Origin of the sequence: Comamonas testosteroni (assembly GCF_000761245.1) — a bacterium.
In the GTDB taxonomy this organism is placed as follows: domain Bacteria; phylum Pseudomonadota; class Gammaproteobacteria; order Burkholderiales; family Burkholderiaceae_C; genus Comamonas; species Comamonas testosteroni_C.
Map to the genome: position 1 here is coordinate 62,850 of NZ_AWOR01000045.1, position 22,174 is coordinate 85,023.

Sequence of the window (22,174 nt, forward strand, 5' to 3'; positions counted from 1 at the left end):
AGGCCCGGCTGGCGTTCAGGCCTCAAGCAGTTGCAGCTGCTGCTCCTGCACGGACGGGTTGCGCTGCGGTACTTCGCCCAGCTTGAAGGCAGAGACCTCGCCCAACAGACATGCGGCCTGCTCGCGCAGGCTGGTCGCGGCAGCGGCCGACTGCTCGACCAGGGCGGAGTTCTGCTGCGTGGCATCGTCCAGGCCGGCCACGGACTGATTGATCTCGGCGATGCCGCGCCCCTGGGTCTGCGAAGCGTCGCTGATTTCCTCGATGATCCGCGTCACCCTGGCCACGGCGTCCAGCAACTCCTGCATGGTGGCCCCCGCATGCGCTACCTGCTGCGATCCGCTGCCCACCTGGGTAACGGAGTCCGTGATGAGCTGGCGCACTTCCTTTGCAGCCTCGGCCGAGCGCTGAGCCAGGCTGCGCACCTCGGCCGCCACCACGGAAAAGCCCCGGCCCTGCTCGCCGGCACGCGCGGCCTCCACGGCTGCGTTCAGCGCCAGGATATTGGTCTGGAAGGCAATCGAGTCGATCACGCCGATGATGTCGGCAATCTTGCGCGACGAGTGGTTGATGCCCTCCATGGTCATCACCACCTGCTGGAAGGCCGCACCGCCACGCTCGGCCACGCCGCGCGCCGACTGCGCCAGCTCGCCCGCGCTGCGCGTGGCCTCGGTATTGGCCTGCACGCTGTCCGTCAGCACCGACAGCGATGCCGCCGTCTGCTGCAAGGCACTGGCCGCCTGCTCGGTGCGCTGGCTCAGGTCCTGGTTGCCCTGGGCCACCTCGGAGCTGGCCACGGAAATCGAATCGGCTGCCTGGCGTACGGCCCCGACCATGCGCTCCAGCGAGGAGACAAAGCGGTTGAAGGCCGAGGCCAGCGCCCCCACCTCGTCATTGCTCTCCACCGGCATGCGACGGCTCAGGTCGCCATGACCGTCGGCAATCTCCTCCAGCATGCGCGCCGCGCGCCCCACAGGCGCCGCAATCGCCCGACTCACCAGCCAGATCACCAGCAGGCCGATGCCGCCGCCCACCAAGCCGGCCACGGCCGAGGTCAGCGCAATGGTTCGCCGCACGCCACCCAGCACCTGGGCCTCGGGCAGCTCGGCAATCACGTACAGGTCCAGCTCGGGCACATAGGAGGAAGCGATCAGTTGACGGCCCGACGGCGCCTCGTACATGGCATGGGCAAAGCGCTCGCGGTTCAGCAGCGCAGCGCTGAGCTCGGCGCTGAAGCCGGGGCGGTCCTTGAGCCAGTGCTTGCCGTCCACCAGCGCCGGGTCGCGGTGCACGAGAATGCTGCCGTTGCCGCGCACCAGGGAGACCGAACCGGACTCACCCACCTGGTAGGCACGCACGGCCTGGGCCAGCCCATCCACCGACAGGCCCAGGCCCGCAATGCCCTGCCTGCCCTGGCCCGCATCGAAGCGGACATTGATGAACAGCATATAGGCGTTGGAGCTGACGTCCTTGTCGATCTCCAGCACCTGCGACTTGTCGCCGGCCAGCAGCTCGTAGAACCACTGGTCGCCCTGACCCTTGGGCGCCAGCTTGCGCACCGGCCCCTGCTCGCCGAAATACTGGCCCGTGCTGCCCGAGACCCAGAACACCGATGAGGCCCCGGCCTGCTGCTTGACGGCCTGGGCGTATCTGGCCCACGCGGCATTGCCGTCCTCGGGCTCGCCCGCAGCCTCCCAGTCCAGCACAAAGCTGTTGCCGGCCACCGACCTGGCCATGGCCAGCGGCGTGCCGATCTGGCGCAGGATGTCGTTGCGGATCTCACCCACCACGGCCGGCAGCTCCTGACCCACCACACGCTCGCGCAGGCTGGCGCCCGTCAGCACAAAACCCAGCACCGTGGAAATCGCCACGAACAGCAGCAGACAACTCACCATGCTGGACATGAGCTTGGTCCGTATCGACAGGTTGCGAAATGCGTGCATGGGAGTCCCTCTTCTAACCAGCTGTAAGCAAGTGTTCCATCAAGGGGCGGCATCTTCTCACGCATCCTGGGCGTGCATCTCAGGGACTTCCTGAGCCCGGCCCCGCAGCCGTGCCTGGGCAGGGCATTGGCAACAGTTACAGGGCCACCAACGACACTATTAAAACCCTTCTAAAATCGCGTTGCAGCCTGCGTTTACCGCTATACATTTAAAAGCACTCGACGCTTGCTGCATCTGGTGTTCATACGTTTTTCATTATTGTCTCTATCACCCATGACATACTGCGTCGCCCTCAAGCTCAACGCCGGCCTGGTGTTTCTGTCCGACTCCCGCACCAATGCCGGACTCGACCAGATCAGCACCTTCCGCAAGGTCATGCTGTATGAGCAACCGGGCGAGCGCTTCATGGTGCTGCAATCGGCCGGCAATCTGTCCATCACCCAGTCTGTGCGCGAGCTGCTGGAGAGCTTTCAGCTGCACGACACGACCACGGACGAGATGCTGACCATCTGGAATGTGCGCAGCATGTTCGATGCCGCGCGCGTGCTGGGCGCGGCCGTGCGCCATGTGCATGAGCGCGAGGCCACGGCGCTGCAGCGCGCCGGGGTGGACTTCAATGTCTCCATGATTTTTGGCGGCCAGATCCAGGGCGAGCGCATGCGCCTGTTCCAGGTCTATTCGGCGGGCAACTTCATCGAGGCCACGGGCGAGACGCCCTACTTCCAGATCGGCGAATCCAAGTACGGCAAGCCCGTGCTGGACCGCGTCATCACCTCCGAGACCCCGCTGGACGAAGCCGCCAAGTGCGCGCTGGTGTCCATGGACAGCACGCTCAAGTCCAACCTCTCGGTGGGCCTGCCGCTGGATCTGATCGTCTACGAGAACAACCGCTTCGCCACGGACCGCATTGTCTGCCTGGACGCCGACAACCCCTATCTGCGCATGCTGCACGACAGCTGGGGCGAGCGCCTGCGCCATGTCTTCGACAGCATCGACGATCCGGCCTGGGACGGCGGCCAGACCGATACGCCGATTCGCATTCACAGCCCGCGCGCGCATCCGCTGATCAAGGTGGGTGCACCCGTTGCATCACGCTCGGCCCACGGCCTGGGTGCAGGCAATGTTCCGCCCGCCGCGCTGCGCCAGCCCGTAGTGCCGGCTCAGGCCGGCCTGAGCATGGCCGATGAATACCAGCGCCTGCAGACGGCAGAAGAGCAGGCGCGCATGCAAAGACAGGCAGGCCTGTCCAGGCGCTAAACTGATCGACGCATCCAACGCCCCTTCGGGGCGTTTTTCCTGTCCAGCCCGTCCCGCGCCATGTCCCAACCCACTGCCACCACCAGCACGACGAACACCCTGCCCGTGGTCTTCGCGCATGCCAACAGCTTTCCCATAGGTACCTATCGCCTGCTGTTTTCGCTGCTGCGTCAGCGCGGTATCGAGGCTGGCGGCGTGCAGCGCTTCGGCCACGACCCCCAGCGCCCGGTCACCAATCACTGGCCGCATCTGGTGGACGAGCTGATCGAATACATAGAGCAGCAGGTCGAGCGGCACGGCCGGCCGGTCTATCTGGTGGGCCACTCGCTGGGCGGCATTCTGAGTTTTCAGGCGGCGTCCAAGCGCCCCGATCTGGCGCGCGGCGTGCTGCTCATCGACTCGCCCCTGCTGGGCGGCTGGAAGGCGAACGCCGTGGGCCTGGCCAAGCAGACGCAGATCGTGGCCTCGGTCTCCCCCGGCAAGATCAGCCAGCGCCGGCGCACCACCTGGGCCAGCAACGAAGAGGCGCTGGAGTATTTCCGCAGCAAGAAGGCCTTTGCCCAGTGGCACCCGCAGGTGCTGCAGGACTATGTGCAGCACGGCCTGGAGGACGACCAGGGCAAGCGCAGCCTGCTGTTCAGGCGCGAGGTGGAAACCGCCATCTACAACACCCTGCCCAGCAATCTCAACAACCAGCTCAGGCGTCACCCCGTGCGCTGCCCGGTGGCCTTCATCGGCGGTCGCTCGTCGGTAGAGATGCGCCAGGTGGGCATGGAGATGACGCAGCGCATCACCCGCGGGCGCATCACGATGCTGGACGGCGGCCATCTGTTTCCCATGGAGCGCCCCGAGGCCACGGCCGCCGCCATCGAGGCATCGCTGCTCAATATGGAGCAGACCATTTTGCAGAAATCCGCAGGAAGCACTCACAAATAAGTAGCTTCTTGCGCTTTTCAGATAACGATTTCAGCATCAAAACAATCTGAAATTCAATCAGAACAAGCGCTTCAAGCTATTAAAAAAGCCGCTTGCAATTACGCAAGCGGCTTTTTTTGTGGGCAGCGCCAAGGCACTCAATGGTGCCAGTCCACGATGCCGGTATAGGCCGTCACCAGCACGATGATGCCGAAAACGATGCGGTACCAGGCAAACGGCACAAAGCTGTTGGTGGAGATAAAGCGCAGCAGCCAGCGCACGCACAGCCAGGCACTGATGAACGAGAAGATCAGGCCCACGGCAAACAGCGGCACATCCGCCATGGACAGCAGCGCACGCTCCTTGTAGAGGCTGTAGACGCCCGCGCCGATCAGCGTGGGCATGGCCAGGAAGAACGAGAAGTCCGTGGCCGCCTTGCGCGACAGGCCCATGAGCATGCCGCCGATGATGGTGGAGCCGCTGCGGCTGGTGCCGGGCACCAGGGCAAAGCACTGCACCAGGCCGACCTTGAGCGCATCGAGAGCCGTCATATCGTCCACCGACTGCACGCGGGTGGCGGCAGCGGGCCGCTTCTCGGCCCAGAGAATCACGAAGCCGCCGAGGATGAAGGTGGTCGCCACGATGACCGGAGTGAACAGATGCTCCTGCACATATTTGCCGAACAGCAGCGCCAGCACCACGGCAGGCAAAAAGCCGATGAGAACGTTGAGCGCGAACTTCTGCGCCTGGCGGCTGCTGGGCAGCTCCACCAGCGTGTCCCGGATCTTCTGCCAGTACACCAGCATCACGGCAAAGATGGCTCCGGTCTGGATCGCAATCTCAAACACCTTGGCCTTGCCGCCGACAAAACCCATCAGCGAACCCGCCAGGATCAGGTGGCCGGTTGAGGAAATCGGCAAGAACTCGGTCAGCCCTTCCACAATGCCCATGATGGCGGCCTTGACCAGCAATAAAGTATCCACGCGAATCGTCCTTTGGATGCAGGGTTGAAGCAAAGCCGCCCATTATCCGCTCGCCATTTTCCCGATCGCGCTCACAAGACCTTTTCCGCCCGCCAATCGACAGACAATCGCAAACTTTTACAAGACACGGTCGACGCTTCTGGGCAAAGTCACGCGCTTGTGCTGCAATAGCTGCGCGCCGGTTGTCGGCGTTTTTTCAAAAATCACACCATCATGAAAAAATTTGTGGTCCTGGCTGTCGTGTCCCTGGCCTGCAGCATGAGCATGGCTGCCGGCGACAAACCCAAAACCGCCCAGCAGCAGCTCATGGGCACCTGCAACACCGAAGCCACCGGCAAGAAGGGCGATGAGCGCAAGGAGTTCATGAAGTCCTGCCTGTCCGACGGCAAAAAGCGTCAGCAGGAACGCATGAAGAGCTGCAATGCCGATGCCACCGGCAAAAAGGGCGACGAGCGCAAGGCCTTCATGAGCGAGTGCCTGAAGAAGGACTGAGCGGGCTGAGCCGCTTTGCCGCCCTTGTCCTGAGCAAAAGCCAGGCCCGGCGTCACCAAGCCGGATTGCGCGACGTTCGGCGCAATGCACAAAGCCACCGCAGGGTGGCTTTGTGGTTTCAGGCCGAGGCAGCCGCCGAGGTCGTTCGCCGGGCACGGCGTTTTTTCCACCAGATGATGACGCCGGTGATGGACAGCATGGCCACCATCACACCGACCACCGATATCAGCACACGCCCGAAGGTGCCCAGAATGCGGCCGCTGTGCAGCGGCAACTGCAGCTGCACGAACACATCGGCTCCCGTGCCATGCCAGGGGCGATAGCTGCCCAGCACCTCACCGCTTTCCGAGCTCACATAGACATTGGACAGCCCCATGCCCATGGCCCCGGTCTCGTCGTCGGGATCGAAGAAGGACACGTTGTAGAACGGGAAATCCCCGCCATACCAGATGCCTCCGGCCTCGGTCTTGATACCCAGCCGCAGCGCTTCCTTGCGCGCGATCTCCATGGCCGTGGCAAAGCCGATCTTCGGCTCGATAAAGCTGCCCAAAGGTGCCGGCTTGAGCGTCTCGTAGGGCCCGGGCGTGGTGGTCGAGACCTTGCTCATCACGGGATAGAACACCTCGCGGTAGAGATTGATCGAGAACGAGGTAAAGGCCACGATGACGATCACGCCCCAGATCCACAGCGCACCCGCGCGGTGCAGATCGAAATTGAGCTTGTAGGCACCGGCGCCCCAGCGTATGCGCCAGGAAGGCATCCAGCGCGCCCACCAGGACTTGCCGCCAGCCTTGGCGGGCGCGTCCTGCGCCCCGGCCGCAGCCGCCTTCTTCTTCACCGGCAGGGTCAGTACCAGCGCCCAGAAGCTGTCGGCCAGCCACAGCAGCGCCAGGCCGCCCATGAACCAGTAGCCCCAGCGGTTGCTGCCCGCAAACGTGGGACTGAGCAGGCTTTCATGCAGATGGCGCAGCCAGGGCATGAGATTGCGCCAGCTCAGGGCCAGGCTCTTGGAGTCGCGGTGACCGGTGATGGCACCCGTCACCGGGTCCACGAACACCGTGTTGTAGCCCAGCACATGGGGCTTGCCCGTGCCCTGGTCCACCAGCGGGCGCACCAAAAAGGAAGCCGCCTCGCCCTCGCGCAGGCCAAGGCTCATATAGGAGATCTCGACGCGCGCATCGGCTGTCTGCACGGCCTTGGCCAGTTGCAGCGGCGTCTGCAGCGGGCCGCGTCCCGGCGTGTGCAGCATGTCGGCGTTGAGCCAGTCGTCGATTTCATGGTCCCACGAGAGCACCGCCCCCGTGAGACCGGTCATGACCAGGAAGGCCGCGAGAAACAGGCCGACCCAGCGATGAACCACGGTCCACAGAGCGCGCATCAGAAGTCCACGCTGGCGGTCAGGGAGAAGGTGCGGGGCGCGCCCTGGACCAGATAGCCGCTGGTGGCATAGCCGCCGACCGAGGCCCAGTAGTTGCGGTTAGCCACGTTGTCCACGCGCGCATTCAGGGTCACCAGCTTGCCACCGACGTCCATCAGATAGCGGGCGCCCAGGTCAAAGCGGGTCCAGGCCGGCACGCGCTGGGTGTTGCCGGCATTGGCGTACTGCGCGCCGGTATACATCAGCCGTGCATTCAATGCCAGGCCGCGCACGCCCGGCACATCCCAGTCAGCGCCGATATTGGCCTGGCTGCGGGGCACGCCCACCACGCGCTTGCCATCATTGGCGCCATCCGCCGTGCTCAGGTATTTGGCGTCCAGCAGAGTCACGCCGCCGAGCACGCGCAGGCCCTTGACGGGTTCGCCGAACACATTGAACTCCAGACCGCGATTGCGCTGCTTGCCGAACACGCCGTAGACATTGTTCTGCACATAGGCACTGGGCATACTCGTGATGAACAAGGAGGCGCTGGCGCCGATATTGCCGCCGTCGTATTTGAGGCCCACCTCCTTCTGGCGGGAGACATAGGGAGCGAATACCTGGCCTGCATTGCTGACGACCTGGCCACCGTTGGTCATGGGCGCGCTGCCGCCCTTGGCCAGCCCTTCGATGTAGTTGGCATAAGCCGAAACCGCGGGGGTCAGCTTGAACACCAGGCCCGCCACCGGAGTCACGCGGCTCTTGTCGTAGCTGCCCGAGCTTGCACCCGTCGTGGCATCGAAGCCGTCGACCTTGATGCTCTGGTAGCGCATGCCCACCGTCAGCAGCAGGCGCTCGTCCATGAAGCCCAGGGTATCGGCCAGTGCCAGGCTGCTGGTCTTGATGCGCTCGGTCTCGCGCGGGTTGCCCAGGATGCCGCCCAGTCCGGTATAGCCAGGCGCAGGCAGGGACACCGGGTTGTAGATGTTGTTGCTCTGGCCGGTTGCGTAGTTGTAGCCCCAGGCATTGCGCTCGCTGGAATCAAAGGCCGACAGCGAAGCCACCACCGAATGCTTGACCGAGCCGGTCTCGAACTTGCCGCGCAGGCCCAGCTCGCCGGTCTTGACGCGGTTCTTGCGCGTGTTGTCGAAGCGGTTGACCACGGCATCGCCAGCCGCGCTGGACAGCGTCAGACCCGACAGCGCGTTGTCCTCGCTGCCCCGGCGCATGCCCACAGCGGCCCAGCCGGTCCATTGGTCGTTGAAGTCGTATTCCCCGCGCACGGTGCCGAACAGGTCGCGGCTGTTGGAGTAGGTCCAGGGCTGTGCGTAGTTGGTCTTGCTGTCCGGTGCGGCTGGAATGGGCAGATTGCCCGAAGGGGTCAGCGAGGGACGCGGCGCCGTCAGCTTGTGCTCCTGCCAGCCCAGATCGGCCGACAGGCGTGCACGGCTGCTGCGCCAGTTCAGGCCCAGCGAACCGACCGTGGTGTGGACTTTTTCGTTGCTCACGCCGGTGCCGCCGCTGCGCCGTGCAAGATTCAGGCGCACGCCGGCTGCATCATCGGGGCCGAAACGGCGCGCCACATCCGCAGCCGCGTAGGCCTGCCCGCCGCTGGCGCCACCCAGGGTCACACGATTGAGCGGCTCGTTGCCGGCGCGCTTGGGCACCACATTGATGAGGCCGCCCAGACCGCCGCCGCTGACGCTGCCCGCACCCGCGCCGCTGAGAAAGGCATTCGCTCCGCGAAACACTTCCACGCGCTCCACGAACTCCGACGCCATGTACTGGCGCGGCACCAGACCGTACAGGCCGTTGTAGGCCACATCGTCGGAATACAGCACAAAGCCGCGCACAAAGTAGGCCTGCTGGAAGTTGCCGAAGCCTCGCGCCGAGCGCACGCCCGCATCGTTGAGCAGCACGTCGCCCACGCTCTTGGCCTGCTGGTCCTGAATCAGATCGCTGGTGTAGCTGGTGGCGGAAAACGGGGTCTCCATCATGTCCTGGTTTCCCAGTACGCCGACACGCGCTCCGCGCGCCACCTGCCCGCCCGCAAAAGGCTTGGCCAGACCCTGGGCCGAAGCATCGGCGCTGGCCTCCACGGTGACGGTCTGCAGGGCAGCTTCTGATTCAGTGCTGGAAGTTTGGGCAAAAACAGTCTGCTGGCTGCACAGTGCGAGGGCAGCCAGGGAAATCGGTCGCAGCAGGAACATTTTTAAAGTTATTGAGAATGATTTTCAGAATCGTTAATTTTAGTAATCAATCTCATTACCGCTATAAAACACCCTGAAACCTCCACGGGATCCACGGGAAACTGCCAACCCTGAAACCGCTGCGTGGTATGTGCGTGCACACAAACAAGGCCGCCATACACGTCGCATCCCCTGGACTGCAGCTGGCTCCCGGTTTCTGTCACTTCGTCGCAAAGCGCTGGATGGCGGCGGCACGGACTTGCACAGTCATGTGCAAACACCAGGAGCTCGCCATGCCACTCACACCGCTGATCGCCTTTCATATGGCTTGCGCCATAGCGGCCACTCTGACCGGAGCCATCGCACTCTGGGCCAGGCGCGAGGCCAGCCCGCTGCCCTGGGTGCACAGAATCGCAGGCTATGGCTTTGTGCTGCTCATGCTGGCCACCGCCCTCTCCGCCTTGTTCATTCGCGACTTCAAGCTGCCCAACTGGGCAGGCTTCACGCCCATTCATCTGCTGATCCCCGTGACGCTAGGCGGCCTGGCGCTGTCCTTCTGGCATCTGGCCCATCGACGCATTGCCCAGCACCGCAGCGTCATGCGCAAGCTGTACTTGGGCAGTTGCGTCGTCGCGGGACTGTTCACGCTGCTTCCGGGCCGCCTGCTCGGCAATCTGCTGTGGCAGCGACTGGCCTGAACCCCGCCCTCATCCCAAGCACTACAAGGAAAAACATGAACCCGATCTCTGAAGACGCTCTGCACCAGTCGGCACGCCGCCGCGCCGGCATGAAGCTGGGCTGGTATATCCATGCTGCGGTCTATGCCGCAGTGAATCTCGGGCTGATGGCCCTGGCTCTGAGCCAGGGACGGCACTGGGCCGTCTACCCGGCTCTGGGCTGGGGCCTGGGCCTGCTGATTCATGGAGCCGTGGTCTGGCTGCTGGCACCCGGCAGTCCGCTCTTTCAGCAGTTGCTGGAGCACGAGCTGAAAACGCTGCAGCGCAGCGAAAAGCGCTAGATGCCAGGCCACCCATCACCTACCATGCCCGTCATGTCCATGTTTGCGCCCGCTCCCCTCTTTCGTCATGCCGGCATCACCGTGGCTGCCTGTCTGCTGATCGCTGCGGCCCTGACAGCACTCGGCCAGGGCCTGTGGGATGTCAACCTTGCCTATTCGCTGGCCATCGGCCTGATCAGCTGGCTGAGCATCGATCTGCTCAGACTGCGCTGGCGCGAGTCCGACGACATTCCCTGGCCGCGCGGCATGCGCGGCATGGCCGTGGTGCCGCTGGGAATTGCCGCAGGTCTGGTTCTGGGCAATCCACTGGGGCACCTTTACGTTCAGCAGTTCCATCCCGAACTGCCCGCCGCAGCCCGGCCCTCGCTATGGCTGCCGCTTGCCATCACCATGGCGACCAGCATTGCCATGTCCTGGGGCTTTTATGTGGTGGGCAAGTCGCGCCATCTGCAAATGCAGGCAGAGCAGGCCCAGCGCCAGGCCGCCGAAGCGCGGCTCAGTCTGCTGCAGGCCCAGCTGGAGCCGCATATGCTGTTCAACACCCTGGCCAATCTTCGCGTGCTGATCGCCACCGATGCGCCACGTGCCGAGCAGATGCTCGACCATCTGATTGCCTATCTGCGCGCCACGCTGGCCGGCTCGCGCAACGGCACCCATAGTCTTGCCAGCGAATTTGCCTTGCTGGCCGACTATCTGGCCCTGATGCAGATCCGCATGGGCGACCGGCTCAGCTATGGCCTCCATCTGCCCGCTGAACTGGCCGAACTGCCCGTGCCAACCCTGCTGCTGCAGCCGCTGGTGGAGAACAGCATTCGCCATGGACTCGAACCCCAGCTGGCCGGCGGCCATATTGCCGTTCACGCAAGCATGCTGGATGACCGCCACCTCCTGCTCAGCGTGCATGACAATGGCCTGGGCCTGCCGGCGCTGCCTGGCCAGCCGCCTTCCGGCTCCGGCTCCGGCTTTGGCCTGCAGCAGGTTCGCGAACGTCTGGCCAGCCGCTACGGCGGCGCTGCCCGCTTCGATCTGACAGCAGACCGCGCAGGCGCAACCAAGGCCTGCATCGTATTACCCCTGACGCCCCAGCCATGAACACCAGTCCACCGCGCGCCCTGATTGCCGAAGACGAACCGCTGCTGGCCCTGGCCTTGCAGCAGTTGCTGGGCCAGCTCTGGCCCCAGTTGCAGATCGAAGCCAGGGTGGCCGACGGCATCAGCGCCGTGCAGCAGGCGCTGCAGCGGCTGCCCGATCTGCTGTTCCTGGACATTCGCATGCCGGGCCAGAGCGGACTCGAGGCGGCCGCCGAAATTGCCGACGCCTGGCCTGACGGGCAGCCGCTGCCGGCGATTGTCTTTGTCACCGCCTACGACCAGTACGCCTTGGCAGCCTTCGAGGCCTGCGCCATGGACTATGTGCTCAAGCCCGTACAGGCGGCGCGCCTCGGCCAGACCGTGCAGCGCCTGCAGCAGTGGTGGCAGCAGCGCCAGCCGGAACAAGGCATGGACCTTGCCATGCACAATCACCGTCAGCTCGAGCAGTTGCTCGGGCTGCAGCAGCAACTGCTGGGGCAGGGCCCCGCCGCACTGCAGATCATCCAGGCCAGCGTCGGCAACCAGATCCACATGGTGAGGGTGCAGGACATCGTCTACCTCGAGGCTGCCGACAAGTACCTGCGCGTGCTGACGGCCAGCCAGGAGTATCTGATCCGCACCCCGCTCAAGGATCTGCTGCCGCAACTGGACGCCCAGCAGTTCTGGCAAATCCATCGCGGCACCGTGGTGCGAGCGCAGGCCATTGCCAGCGCCCAGCGTGACGAGTCCGGACGCCTGAGCCTGCTGCTGCGCGAGCGTCCCGAAAAGCTGGCCGTCAGCCGGCTCTACGCAACGCGCTTCAAGGCGATGTAGCCAGCTCCATCACATCTTCCCAGTCCACGCCCTGCATGGCATCCCAATGCGCCACGATGACGCTGCGGGGCCGCGCCGCGTCCTTGAGCTCGGCGGCCATGGCAGCCAGCGCGTGCTGCACATAACGCTCGGAGGGCTTGTCCAGCGCTGCCAGCGGCTCGTCGATCAGCACCAGCTCGGCGGCGCTGGCCCAGCCGGCGGCCATCCACAGCTTGCGCTGGGTGCCCGATGACAGCGCCAGCAGCGGCTTGTGCAAATGCGGCTCCAGCCCGAAGCCCTGCACATGCTGCTCGAACTGCTGCTGTGACCAATGCGGATACAGCGTGCGCTGCAGCGCCACCCAGCTTTGGGCCGACATCTGACCGTAGACATCGTTGAGCGGCTGGCGCGGGTCCTGCCAGAAGCAGGAACTGGCGGCCAGACGGCCGTTGTCGGCAAACGGATAGTGCAGCAAGCCCGTGCGCAGCGGCAATTGCCCGGCCAATGCCTTGAGCCAGCTGGTCTTGCCCGTGCCCTCATCGCCTTGCAGCAGGCACAGCCCGGCATGCCAGCAATGCGAGGCCTCATGGGCCACCGCGCGGCCCGGGTAGCCAAAACTCACCTGCAGGGCCTGCACCATGCAGCGAGAGTCGCAGCCCTCATCACGTTCGGAATTCATAGCTGACAGCGCCTTCTACATATGGATTTATCGCTGAATACCGCTAAAAAGCCCACAGCCATGCGCGAAGCAAGGCACAGGCACAATGGCGTCCCCCTCAACAGCGCGCAATATGCCATGGCTCTGGATTATCTGGAATTCGATTACAGCGAAGATGAAGAAGGCACGGGCACCTGGGACGCCATGGCCAGCGTCAGGGCCGAGCGGGTGCCGGAACTGGCCGGCGAAATCGAAGCTCTGCTGCGCTGGGCCAGCCAGAGGTTTGCGGGCCGCCAGGGTGCCCTGGAAGACGGCAATGACTGGGACTATGACCTGCAGGCGCAGGACGATGACGGCCAGCCCCTGAGCGCCCGCTTCGACAGGGCAGCAGGCAGGCTGGAGCTGCAGGCATCGGCCACGGGCCGCACCACGGTCAGCCTCTGTCTTTCGGGCTCCACGCAGTTCGGCGATGCACTGCGCCAGGCCTTTGATCTCGAAGCCTGACATCCAAGCCAGAGGCTGCGGCGCTTGAAGTCAGGTGCACGCTGTGCACAATGGAAGGCTCGAAGCGATTTGCAAAGGCAATGCCATGAGCGAGCGACTCTCTGCACCGTTTGTCATCGAGCAATTCATCAAGGCACCGCGCGAGCTGGTCTACGCGGCCTTCACGCAAGGCGAGCACCTGAGCCACTGGATGCGCCCGCCGGGCATGGTGATGACGCAATGCGAAGTGGGTGCACGCGAAGGCGGTAGCTTTCATTACGGCATGCGTGCAGAGGCCATGCCCCAGGCGCCTGCCATGTGGGGCAAATGGAGCTTCAGGGAGCTCAAAGCGCCCGAGCGCATTGTCGTCGTGGTGCAATTCAGCGACGCGGCCGGCGGCGTCACGCGCCACCCCATGGCGCCGCAATGGCCGCTTTACACCTTGTCGACCACCACGCTCAGCGAGGAAGCCGGCGGCACGCGCATTCATCTGGAGTGGCGCGCCCTCAATGCCAGTGCCGTGGAAGAAGCGGTGTTCGACAGCTCGCATGCCAGCATGAACATGGGCTGGAGCGGCAGCATGCAGTTGCTGGCCGGCTATTTGGCCAGGATACAGGCGGCCTAGTCAGCCGTTTTCGGCCTAGCGATCCATATCCTGGCGCTGCTTGGGCGGCTCGGCCGCATTTCTGCGACTGGCCCCGGCACGCCCGGCCTTGCTCCACTGATAGTCCACGCCGTCGGGCGTCTTGCCGTCCTCGACCGCAGACACGCCCACAGGCCCGACCATATCGCGCAACTCCGACGAAATCACCACATGGGCATGGCGTTCGTCCTTGCGCAGTTGCTGGCACAGGGCCAGCGCCTCGCTCATCTGCGCATCGGAGAAGGCCCGGCATTGCGGCTGCCAGACCGGTGTCTGGCCCTCGGGCTCGGAATTGCTCAGGTAGAAAACAGCAATGCTCATGGTTTGATCTTCACAACAACAGAGCCACGGTTGTAACCCAGACCACAAGCCTGCACGGCGCGCTCACTCTTTGCGCAGCCCCGCATCCAGCGGCTCCCAGCTCCCTGCCACATTCTTGAGCAAGGTGTTCACGGCCGTCAGCCTGCGGTTTTTGACGCTGTTGAGGCTGTTCTGGGCGCTGAGCACCGTCGTCTGGGCCGAGAGCACGTTCAGATAGGCCACGATGCCGGCCTGGTACTGGTTGTTGGCCACGGTCAGCGACTTCTGCGCTGCAGCCAGGGCCTCGGTCTGCACCTGCTCCTCCTGCGCCAGATTGACGGCGGCGACCAGGTTGTCCTCCACCTCCTGCAGCGCCGTCAGCACGGTCTGCTTGTAGGTGGCGGCATTCAGGTCCAGCGTGGCACGGGCCGACTCCACGGCCGCCGAACGCGCGCCGCCGTCAAACAGACTCATGGCCAGCGCCGGGCCCAGCGACCAGAACAGATTCGGCGCATTGAGCAGATCGGATAGCACGGAGTTGCGATAGCCGGTCGATGCCGACAGCGTCAGCGAGGGGAAATAGGCCGCACGCGCCACGCCGATCTGCGCATTGGCCATGGCCACGCGGCGCTCGGCGGCTGCAATGTCGGGGCGCCTCTCCAGCAAGGTGGAGGTCAGCATCTCGGGCACAGCGGGCGGCGTCGGCAGGTGGCCGGTCGCCGGCAGGCTGAAATTGGCCGGAGCCTTGCCCAGCAAGGCCGCCAGCGCATGCTCGTACTGCGCGCGCGTGATCCTGGCCTCCAGCAGGCTGGCCTGCGTGCTCTTGTACTGGGACTGGGCCTGGGCCACATCGGCCGAGGACACCACGCCCGCCCGGTAGCGATTCTGCGTGAGCTTCAGGCTTTGCTCGTAGGCCTCGAGGCTTTCCTGCAGATACGTCATCTGCGCCTCGGCGGCACGCAGCGAGAAATAGGTCTGTGCCACCGATGCCTGGGCCGAGAGGCGCGCTGCCGCCAGATCGTCGGCACTGGCCTGGGCCGAAGCGCGGCTGGCGTCCACCGCGCCCGAGAGCTTGCCCCAGAGATCCAGCTCCCAGCTGGCGCTCAGGCCCAGCGAGAAGTTGTTGTTGATGCTGCCGCTGCGCGCCACGTTCTCGCCGTTGGTGTTGCTGTAGGTGCCGCCGCCGGTCAAGGCACGCGAGCCGCTGCCCGTGGTGCTGAGCGTGGGCAATTGCGCAGCGCGGCTGCTGGCGACGGCCGCCTGGGCCGAGCGCAGACGGGCCACGGCCTGCTCCACGCTGGGATTGCCTGCGGCTGCCGCTTGCTGCAGCTGATCGAGCGTGCTGTCGCCGTACACCGTCCACCACTGGTCGGGCACTGCTGCGCCCGGGCTGGCCGCCGAGCTCTGCGCCGGTTGCCAGATGCCGAACTGCGCAGCCTCGGGCGTGGCCTCCTTGAAACGGGCCGGCACATCGAGCCGGGCCGGCTGATAGGCGGGCTGGGTGGAACAGGCCGCCAGCGCCAGCGCCGTGGCAAGCGGTAACAGACGCGGCACCCAACGGGGCAGCGCCTTGTGAGAGTTCTTCATAAAAGTGAGCTTCTTACGCTTACCCTGATTGGGGTTGAAGCCGATTTGATTCAAAAACTGTGCTGGCATATTCATCTCACTTCGCCTCAGCCATGGCAGAGGCCTGGCCGCCGCGCCCTCTGGCCGGACGGCGCGCCCAGAGGCGCAACACGCGCAGGCGCACACGGTCCAGCAGCACATAGACCACGGGCGTGGTGTAGAGCGTGAGCAACTGGCTCAGCAGCAGGCCGCCCACGATCGCAATGCCCAGGGGCTGACGCAGCTCGGCACCGTCGCCCCGGCCCAGGGCCAGGGGCAGCGCGCCGAACAGGGCCGCCATGGTGGTCATCAGTATGGGGCGCAGGCGCAGGTGGCAGGCCCGATAGATGGCCTGGGCCGCCGTGGCATGGCCGCCTTTCTCGCGCTCCAGCGCGAAGTCGATCATCATGATGGCGTTCTTCTTGACCAGCCCTATCAGCAGGATCACGCCGATGAAGGCGATCAGCGAGAACTCCGTCTTGAACCACATCAGCGCCAGCAGCGCTCCCACGCCAGCCGAGGGCAGCGTGGACAGAATCGTCAGCGGATGGACCAGGTTCTCGTAGAGGATGCCCAGCACCAGATAGATGGTGATGATGGCCGCGAGGATCAGCAAGGGCTGGCCCGCCAGCGCCTGCTGGAAGGCACCGGCCGAGCCGCTGAAGCTGCCGCGAATGGATACGGGCACGCCCAGCTCCAGCATGGCATTGCGGATCGCGTCATTGGCCTGGGACAGCGAGACATTGGGCGCCAGGTTGTAGCTCACGGTGCTGGCCGGCGTGCCGCTCTGGTGCTGCACGGACAGCGGCGTGGTCGAGGTGGTGATCTTGGCAAAGGCGCTCAGCGCAATCTGCTGGCCCGCACTGTTGACGAAGAAGAAGCCACGCAGCGTCTCCGGGCTCTGCAGATACTGGGACGAGGCCGTCATCACCACGCGGTACTGGTTGAGCGGGTTGTAGATCACGCCCACCTGGCGCTGGCCGAAGGCGTCGTTGAGCGTGTTGTCGATCTGCGCCACGGTCAGGCCCAGGCGCGTGGCCTGGTCGCGGTCTATGACCAGCTTGGTCTGCATGCCGTTGTCCTGCACGTCGCTGTTGACATCGGTCAGCTCCGGCAGCGTGGACAGCACCTGGCGGATGCGCGGCTCCCACAGGCGCAGCTCGGCCGTATCGTCGGCCTGCAGCGTGTACTGATAGGAGGACATGCTCTGGCGCCCGCCGATGCGCACATCGCTCTGGGTCATCATGAACAGCCGCGCGCCAGGTTCGTCCTTGAGCTTTTCACGCAGGCGGTTGATGACCTCGTCGCTGGACACCTTGCGCTCGGCCATGGGCTTGAGCGACATGAACATATTGGCCGAATTGGCCTGGCCACCGCCGGTGAAGCCGGTGACATACTCCACGGCCGGGTCCTGTTGCACCACATCGAGAAAACGCTTGATGCGGCGCTCCATGGCCTGAAAGGACGTGGACTGGTCGGCACGGATGAAGCCCATGACGCGGCCCGTGTCCTCGCTGGGCATGAAGCCCTTGTCTATGGTCTGGTAGAGATGGATGTTGAGGCCGATGACCGCCGCCAGACTCAGCAGCACCACGGGCTGGTGGCGCAACCCCCAGGCCAAGGTGCGGCGGTACAGCGCTGTCACGCGCACCTCGAAGCGATCCATGGCCAGCGAGATGCGCAGCCAAAACGCATCCCAGCGACGCGTGAACGGGCGGCGCGCGCGCTCAGTGCGGCGACGCTCCTCTTCGGCAGGCGTGCGCAGCAAGGCCGCACACATCATGGGCGTGGTGGTCAGCGAGATGATCATGGAGACCAGAATCGCTGCCGACATGACCACGGCAAACTCACGGAAGAAGCGCCCCACGATGCCGGCCATGAACAAAATGGGCACGAACACCGCAATCAGCGACAGGCTCATGGAGACCACGGTGAAGCCGATCTCGCGCGCGCCTTCGATGGCGGCCTGCATGGCGGTCTTGCCGCGCTCCATGTGGCGCATCACGTTCTCCAGCACCACGATGGCATCGTCCACCACAAAGCCTGCGGCCACCGTCAGCGCCATCAGTGACAGATTGTCCAGCGTGTAGCCGCACAGATACATGACGCCGAAGGTGCCCATCAGCGAGGCAGGCACGGCCACGGCCGGAATCAGCGTGGCGCGCAGCCGGCGCAGAAAGACGAACACCACCATGATGACCAGCGCTATCGAGATCAGCAGCGCGTTCTGCACCTCCTTGACCGAGGCGCGCAGCGTGGGCGTGCGGTCCGAGATCACCGTGACATCGATGGCCGGATTGATGGAGGCCCTGAGCTGGGGCAGCATGGCGCGCACCTTGTCCACGGCCTGCAGGATGTTGGCGTCGGGCTGCTTGAACACCTGCAGCAGCACGGCGGGCTTGCCGTTCATGACGCCGTAGTTGCGTATGTCCTGCACGGAGTCGGTGACATCGGCCACATCGGACAGGCGCACGGCATTGCCGTTGTTCCAGCGCAGCACCAGCGGCGCGTATTCGGCGGCGGTGCGGGCCTGGTCGTTGGTCGCCACCTGCCAGTAGTGGTCTTCGCGCTCCACGGCGCCCAGGGGGCGGTTGGCATTGGTGGCGGTGATGGCCGTGCGCACCGCATCCAGCGATACGCCGTTGGCGGCCAGCCGCACCGGGTCCAGCTCCACGCGCACGGCCGGCAGCGCGCCGCCGTTGATCGATGCCTGGCCCACTCCTTCCACCTGGGCCAGCTTCTGCGCCAGCACCGTGGAGGCCGCGTCATACATCTGGCCGCGCGTGAGCGAATCCGATGTCAGCGCCAGAATCATGATGGGCGCATCGGCCGGGTTGACCTTGCGGTAGGTCGGGTTGCCCGGCATGCCCGAAGGCAGCAGTGTGCGCGCGGCATTGATGGCGGCCTGCACATCGTGGGCCGCGCTGTCCACCGTGCGCGTCAGATCGAACTGCAGCGTGATGCGCGTGCTGCCCATGCTGGAGCTGGAGGTCATCTCGTTGACGCCCGCAATCGCGCCCAGGGCGCGCTCCAGCGGCGTGGCCACGGTGGCCGCCATGGTGTCCGGCGCCGCGCCGGGCAGGCTGGCGGTCACCGAAATCGTCGGATAGTCCACCTGCGGCAGCGGCGCCACCGGCAGCTGGAAATACGCCACGCCGCCCACCAGGGCCATGCCGATGGTCAGCAGCATGGTCGCAATGGGCCGGAAGATGAAGGGCGTGGAGATGCTCATGGACGCGCCCCGTCCTGGCCGCCATCCCCGCCCTCGCCCATGACTTCGGCCTCGGAGTGCGGCACATGCTTGACGGCCGGCAGGCCGCGCCTGGTGCGCCAGCCCTCGGCCCAGTTTTCAAAGGTCAGATATATCACCGGCGTGGTAAACAGCGTCAGCAGCTGGCTCAGCAGCAGACCGCCCACCAGGGTCACACCCAATGGCTGGCGCAGCTCGCTGCCCACGCCGGTTCCCAGCATCATGGGCAGCGCGCTCAGCAGGGCCGCCAGCGTGGTCATGAGAATCGGCCTGAAGCGCAGCAGACAGGCCTGGTAGATCGCATCGCGCGCATTCATGCCTTCCTCGCGCTGGGCGTCCAGTGCGAAGTCGATCATCATGATGGCGTTCTTCTTGACGATGCCGATCAGCAAGATGATGCCGATGATGGCGATGATGTCCAGATCCAGCCCCGACACCAGCAGCGCCAGCAGCGCCCCCACACCCGCCGACGGCAGGGTGGAGAGAATCGTGATCGGGTGAATCGTGCTCTCGTAGAGCACGCCCAGCACGATGTACATGGTGATGATGGCGGCCAGCACCAGCAGCAGGGTGTTGGAGAGCGAGGCCTGGAAAGCCAGCGCCGCGCCCTGGAACTGCGTGTCCACCGACAGCGGGATCTGCCCCTCGTCGCGCAGCTGCGCAATGATGGTTTGCGCCGCCTCCACCGCATGACCCAGCGACACGCCGGATGCGGTGTTGAACGAAATGGTGGCCGCCGGCAACTGCCCCACATGGTTGACGGCCAGCGCCATCGGGCGCTCGCTCACCGTGGCAATCGATGACAGCGGCACCGGCGCACCGTTGCTCGATGCGGCATAGATGTTCTGCAGGGCCTCGGGACCGATCTTGAACTGCGGCGCCACCTCCAGCACCACGCGGTACTGGTTGGACTGCGTGAAGATGGTGGAGATCAGGCGCTGGCCGAAAGCGTTGTAGAGGGCCGAGTCCACTGAGGAGACCGTCACGCCCAGGCGGCTGGCCTGGGCCCGGTCGATCTGCACGTAGGCCTGGCGGCCCTGGTTCTGCAGATCGCTGCTCACATCGAGCAGCTGGGGCAGCTGCTGCAGACGCTCCACCAAAACCCTGGTGCTGGCCGTGAGCTGGTTCATGTCCGGCGAGGAAAGCAGCAGCTGGTACTGGGTGCGGGCCTGGCGGTCCTCTATCGTCAGATCCTGCACGGGCTGGGCATAGAGGCGGATGCCGGGCACGGCCCGGGAGTCCTCGGCCAGGCGGTTGAGCACCACGGGCAGGCGCTCACGCTGGGCATGGGGCTTGAGGTCGATCTGGATGCGGCCGGTATTGAGCGTGGTATTGGTTCCATCGACGCCGATGAACGAGGAGATGGAGGCGACGGCCGGGTCCTTGAGCAAATGCTCGGCCAGCGCCTGCTGGCGCTCGGCCATGGCGGCAAAGGAGATGGACTGGTCGGCCTCGGTGGTCGCGGCAATCGTGCCCGTGTCCTGCTCTGGGAAAAAGCCCTTGGGCACGACGAAGTACAGCAGCACCGTGACCACCAGCGTGGCGATGAACACCAGCCAGGTCAGCTTGCTGTGATCCAGCACCCAGGTCAGCATGCGGCCGTATTCGGCAATCACCTTGTCGAAAAAGCGTGCGACGGCTGCACCCAGGCCCTTGGACTCGGCCTTTTCCTTCTCGGCCTCTGGCTTGTGGCGCAGCAGGCGCGCGCACAGCATGGGGGTGAGCGTAAGCGAAACCACGGCCGAGATCAGAATCGCCACCGTCATGGTGATGGCGAATTCGTGGAACAGACGCCCCACCACATCCCCCATGAACAGCAGCGGAATCAGCACCGCGACCAGGGAGATGGTCAGCGAGATGATGGTGAAGCCGATCTGCTTGGCCCCCTTGAGTGCGGCCTGCATGGGCGGCTCGCCCTTTTCCACGTAGCGGGCGATGTTCTCGATCATCACGATGGCATCGTCCACCACAAAGCCCGTGGCAATGGTCAGGGCCATCAGCGTGAGGTTGTTGATGGAAAAGCCCGCCAGATACATGACGCCGAAAGTGCCTACCAGCGACAGCGGCACCGCCACGCTGGGAATCAGCGTGGCCGATGCGCTGCGCAGGAACAGGAAGATCACCATCACCACCAGGGCGATGGCCAGGGCCAGCTCGAACTGCATGTCCTTGACCGAGGCGCGAATGGTCACGGTGCGGTCGGTAAGCACCTGCACGTCGATCGAGGCGGGCAGCGTCTCCTTGAGCTGGGGCAGCAGGTTCTTGATGGCATCGACGGTGTCGATCACATTCGCGCCGGGCTGGCGGCGGATATTGAGGATCACGGCCGACTTGGAGCCGGTCTCGGGCGTGCCCGACCAGGCGGCCAGACGCGTGTTCTCGGCATCGTCCACGGTCTGCGCCACATCGGAAAGGCGCACGGGGTTGCCGTTCTTGAAGGCGATGATCAGGTTGCGGTACTCGGCCGCCGACTGCATCTGGTCGTTGGCATCGATGGTCGATGCGCGGTTGGGGCCGTCAAAGCTGCCCTTGGCGGTCTTGACGTTGGCCGCAGAGATGGCGGTGCGCACATCGTCCAGGGTCATGCCGAAGCTGGCCAGCGCAGCCGGGTTGGCCTGGATCCGCACGGCCGGACGGCGCGCACCGGCAATGGCCACCAGGCCCACGCCCTTGACCTGGGAGAGCTTGGGTGCGAGGCGGTTCTCCACCAGGTCGTTGATCCTGATGACGGGCAACGACGGCGAGCTGACGGCCAGCGTCAGCACCGGCGCATCGGCCGGGTTGACCTTGCTGTAGAGCGGGGGCATGGGCAGGTCGCTGGGCAGCAGATTGGTGCCCGCGTTGATGGCGGCCTGCACCTGCTGCTCGGCCACGTCCATGGACATATCGAGCGCAAAGCGCAGGCTGATCACCGATGCACCGCCCGAACTGGTCGAGGACATCTGGTCCAGCCCTGGCATCTGGCCGAACTGGCGCTCCAGCGGTGCCGTGACGTTGGAGGTCATCACATCGGGGCTGGCCCCGGGGTAGAGGGTTGTGACCTGAATCGTCGGGTAATCCACCTCGGGCAGGGCCGAGATGGGCAGCAGGCGGTAGGCAAGAATGCCCGAGATCAGCACCGCCACCATCAGCAAGCTGGTGGCGATGGGCCTGAGAATGAAGAGACGCGAGAGATTCATGATGGCCGCAGGCTCTGGCTA

Annotated in this window: 18 protein-coding genes; 9 read left to right on the forward strand and 9 right to left on the reverse strand. The window is 64.9% G+C overall.

Translation table 11 applies throughout. The features are described 5' to 3' along the window. Window positions 1-15 precede the first annotated feature (15 nt). Complete coding sequence (locus P353_RS11055) at window positions 16-1,941, reverse strand: methyl-accepting chemotaxis protein (protein ID WP_034369065.1); 1,926 nt, start codon at window positions 1,939-1,941, stop codon at window positions 16-18. A gap of 273 nt (window positions 1,942-2,214) precedes the next feature. Between P353_RS11055 and P353_RS11060 the strand changes: the two genes are divergently transcribed. Together P353_RS11060 and P353_RS11065 are read left to right on the forward strand one after the other, a co-directional pair. Next, window positions 2,215-3,198 (forward strand): proteasome-type protease, encoded by a 984-nt coding sequence (locus tag P353_RS11060; protein WP_034369067.1) that lies wholly within the window; start codon window positions 2,215-2,217, stop codon window positions 3,196-3,198. 60 nt (window positions 3,199-3,258) lie between these two features. Then, the gene (locus P353_RS11065; protein ID WP_034369068.1) at window positions 3,259-4,134 is read left to right on the forward strand and encodes an alpha/beta fold hydrolase; all 876 of its coding nucleotides are present in this window, start codon (window positions 3,259-3,261) and stop codon (window positions 4,132-4,134) included. A gap of 137 nt (window positions 4,135-4,271) precedes the next feature. Here the strand turns inward: P353_RS11065 and P353_RS11070 are convergent, their stop codons facing one another. Further along, the gene (locus tag P353_RS11070) at window positions 4,272-5,096 is read right to left on the reverse strand and encodes an undecaprenyl-diphosphate phosphatase (RefSeq protein ID WP_003078828.1); all 825 of its coding nucleotides are present in this window, start codon (window positions 5,094-5,096) and stop codon (window positions 4,272-4,274) included. Window positions 5,097-5,309: 213 nt separating this feature from the next. On the opposite strand from P353_RS11070, the gene P353_RS11075 reads away from it, so the two are divergent. After that, window positions 5,310-5,588: a PsiF family protein gene (locus P353_RS11075; RefSeq protein WP_034369070.1), complete on the forward strand. Its 279-nt coding sequence runs from the start codon at window positions 5,310-5,312 to the stop codon at window positions 5,586-5,588. Window positions 5,589-5,706: 118 nt separating this feature from the next. Here the strand turns inward: P353_RS11075 and P353_RS11080 are convergent, their stop codons facing one another. Both P353_RS11080 and P353_RS11085 read right to left on the reverse strand, forming a co-directional pair. Then, window positions 5,707-6,966 carry a PepSY-associated TM helix domain-containing protein gene (locus tag P353_RS11080; protein WP_034369072.1) on the reverse strand — a complete coding sequence of 420 codons (1,260 nt, stop codon included), beginning with the start codon at window positions 6,964-6,966 and terminating at the stop codon, window positions 5,707-5,709. Then, entirely contained in the window at window positions 6,966-9,155 is a 2,190-nt protein-coding gene (locus P353_RS11085; protein WP_034369073.1) for a TonB-dependent receptor, read from the reverse strand. Before P353_RS11085 ends, P353_RS11080 begins: the two co-directional genes overlap by 1 nt. Window positions 9,156-9,427: 272 nt before the next feature. On the opposite strand from P353_RS11085, the gene P353_RS11090 reads away from it, so the two are divergent. The 4 genes from P353_RS11090 to P353_RS11105 are packed head-to-tail and all read left to right on the forward strand — an operon-like array spanning window position 9,428 to window position 12,056. After that, complete coding sequence (locus P353_RS11090) at window positions 9,428-9,832, forward strand: DUF2306 domain-containing protein (RefSeq protein WP_034369192.1); 405 nt, start codon at window positions 9,428-9,430, stop codon at window positions 9,830-9,832. 35 nt (window positions 9,833-9,867) lie between these two features. Beyond that, window positions 9,868-10,152: a 2TM domain-containing protein gene (locus P353_RS11095; RefSeq protein WP_034369075.1), complete on the forward strand. Its 285-nt coding sequence runs from the start codon at window positions 9,868-9,870 to the stop codon at window positions 10,150-10,152. 24 nt (window positions 10,153-10,176) lie between these two features. Further along, entirely contained in the window at window positions 10,177-11,244 is a 1,068-nt protein-coding gene (locus P353_RS11100; protein ID WP_034369076.1) for a sensor histidine kinase, read from the forward strand. After that, the gene (locus P353_RS11105; protein WP_034369078.1) at window positions 11,241-12,056 is read left to right on the forward strand and encodes a LytR/AlgR family response regulator transcription factor; all 816 of its coding nucleotides are present in this window, start codon (window positions 11,241-11,243) and stop codon (window positions 12,054-12,056) included. The genes P353_RS11100 and P353_RS11105 overlap by 4 nt, the downstream gene beginning before the upstream one ends. Here P353_RS11105 and P353_RS11110 read toward each other — a convergent pair. Then, complete coding sequence (locus P353_RS11110) at window positions 12,043-12,714, reverse strand: ABC transporter ATP-binding protein (RefSeq protein WP_034369079.1); 672 nt, start codon at window positions 12,712-12,714, stop codon at window positions 12,043-12,045. The two genes, P353_RS11105 and P353_RS11110, sit on opposite strands and share 14 nt — an antisense overlap. 117 nt (window positions 12,715-12,831) lie before the next feature. Here P353_RS11110 and P353_RS11115 point away from each other — a divergent pair, with 117 nt between their 5' ends. Beyond that, complete coding sequence (locus P353_RS11115; protein ID WP_034369194.1) at window positions 12,832-13,197, forward strand: hypothetical protein; 366 nt, start codon at window positions 12,832-12,834, stop codon at window positions 13,195-13,197. An 85-nt stretch (window positions 13,198-13,282) separates the two neighbouring features. Further along, window positions 13,283-13,801: an SRPBCC family protein gene (locus P353_RS11120; protein WP_034369081.1), complete on the forward strand. Its 519-nt coding sequence runs from the start codon at window positions 13,283-13,285 to the stop codon at window positions 13,799-13,801. Between the two features lie 15 nt (window positions 13,802-13,816). Here P353_RS11120 and P353_RS11125 read toward each other — a convergent pair whose 3' ends face one another. The 4 genes from P353_RS11125 to P353_RS11140 form a co-directional block, all read right to left on the reverse strand. After that, window positions 13,817-14,140 (reverse strand): hypothetical protein, encoded by a 324-nt coding sequence (locus tag P353_RS11125; RefSeq protein WP_034369083.1) that lies wholly within the window; start codon window positions 14,138-14,140, stop codon window positions 13,817-13,819. A gap of 63 nt (window positions 14,141-14,203) precedes the next feature. Next, a complete protein-coding gene (locus P353_RS11130; protein WP_080750513.1) occupies window positions 14,204-15,781 on the reverse strand; it encodes an efflux transporter outer membrane subunit in 1,578 nt (525 codons plus the stop codon). Window position 15,782: 1 nt separating this feature from the next. Beyond that, window positions 15,783-18,956 carry an efflux RND transporter permease subunit gene (locus P353_RS11135; protein WP_034369085.1) on the reverse strand — a complete coding sequence of 1,058 codons (3,174 nt, stop codon included), beginning with the start codon at window positions 18,954-18,956 and terminating at the stop codon, window positions 15,783-15,785. Further along, a complete protein-coding gene (locus P353_RS11140; protein WP_034369086.1) occupies window positions 18,953-22,153 on the reverse strand; it encodes an MdtB/MuxB family multidrug efflux RND transporter permease subunit in 3,201 nt (1,066 codons plus the stop codon). Before P353_RS11140 ends, P353_RS11135 begins: the two co-directional genes overlap by 4 nt. Window positions 22,154-22,174: the final 21 nt, after the last annotated feature.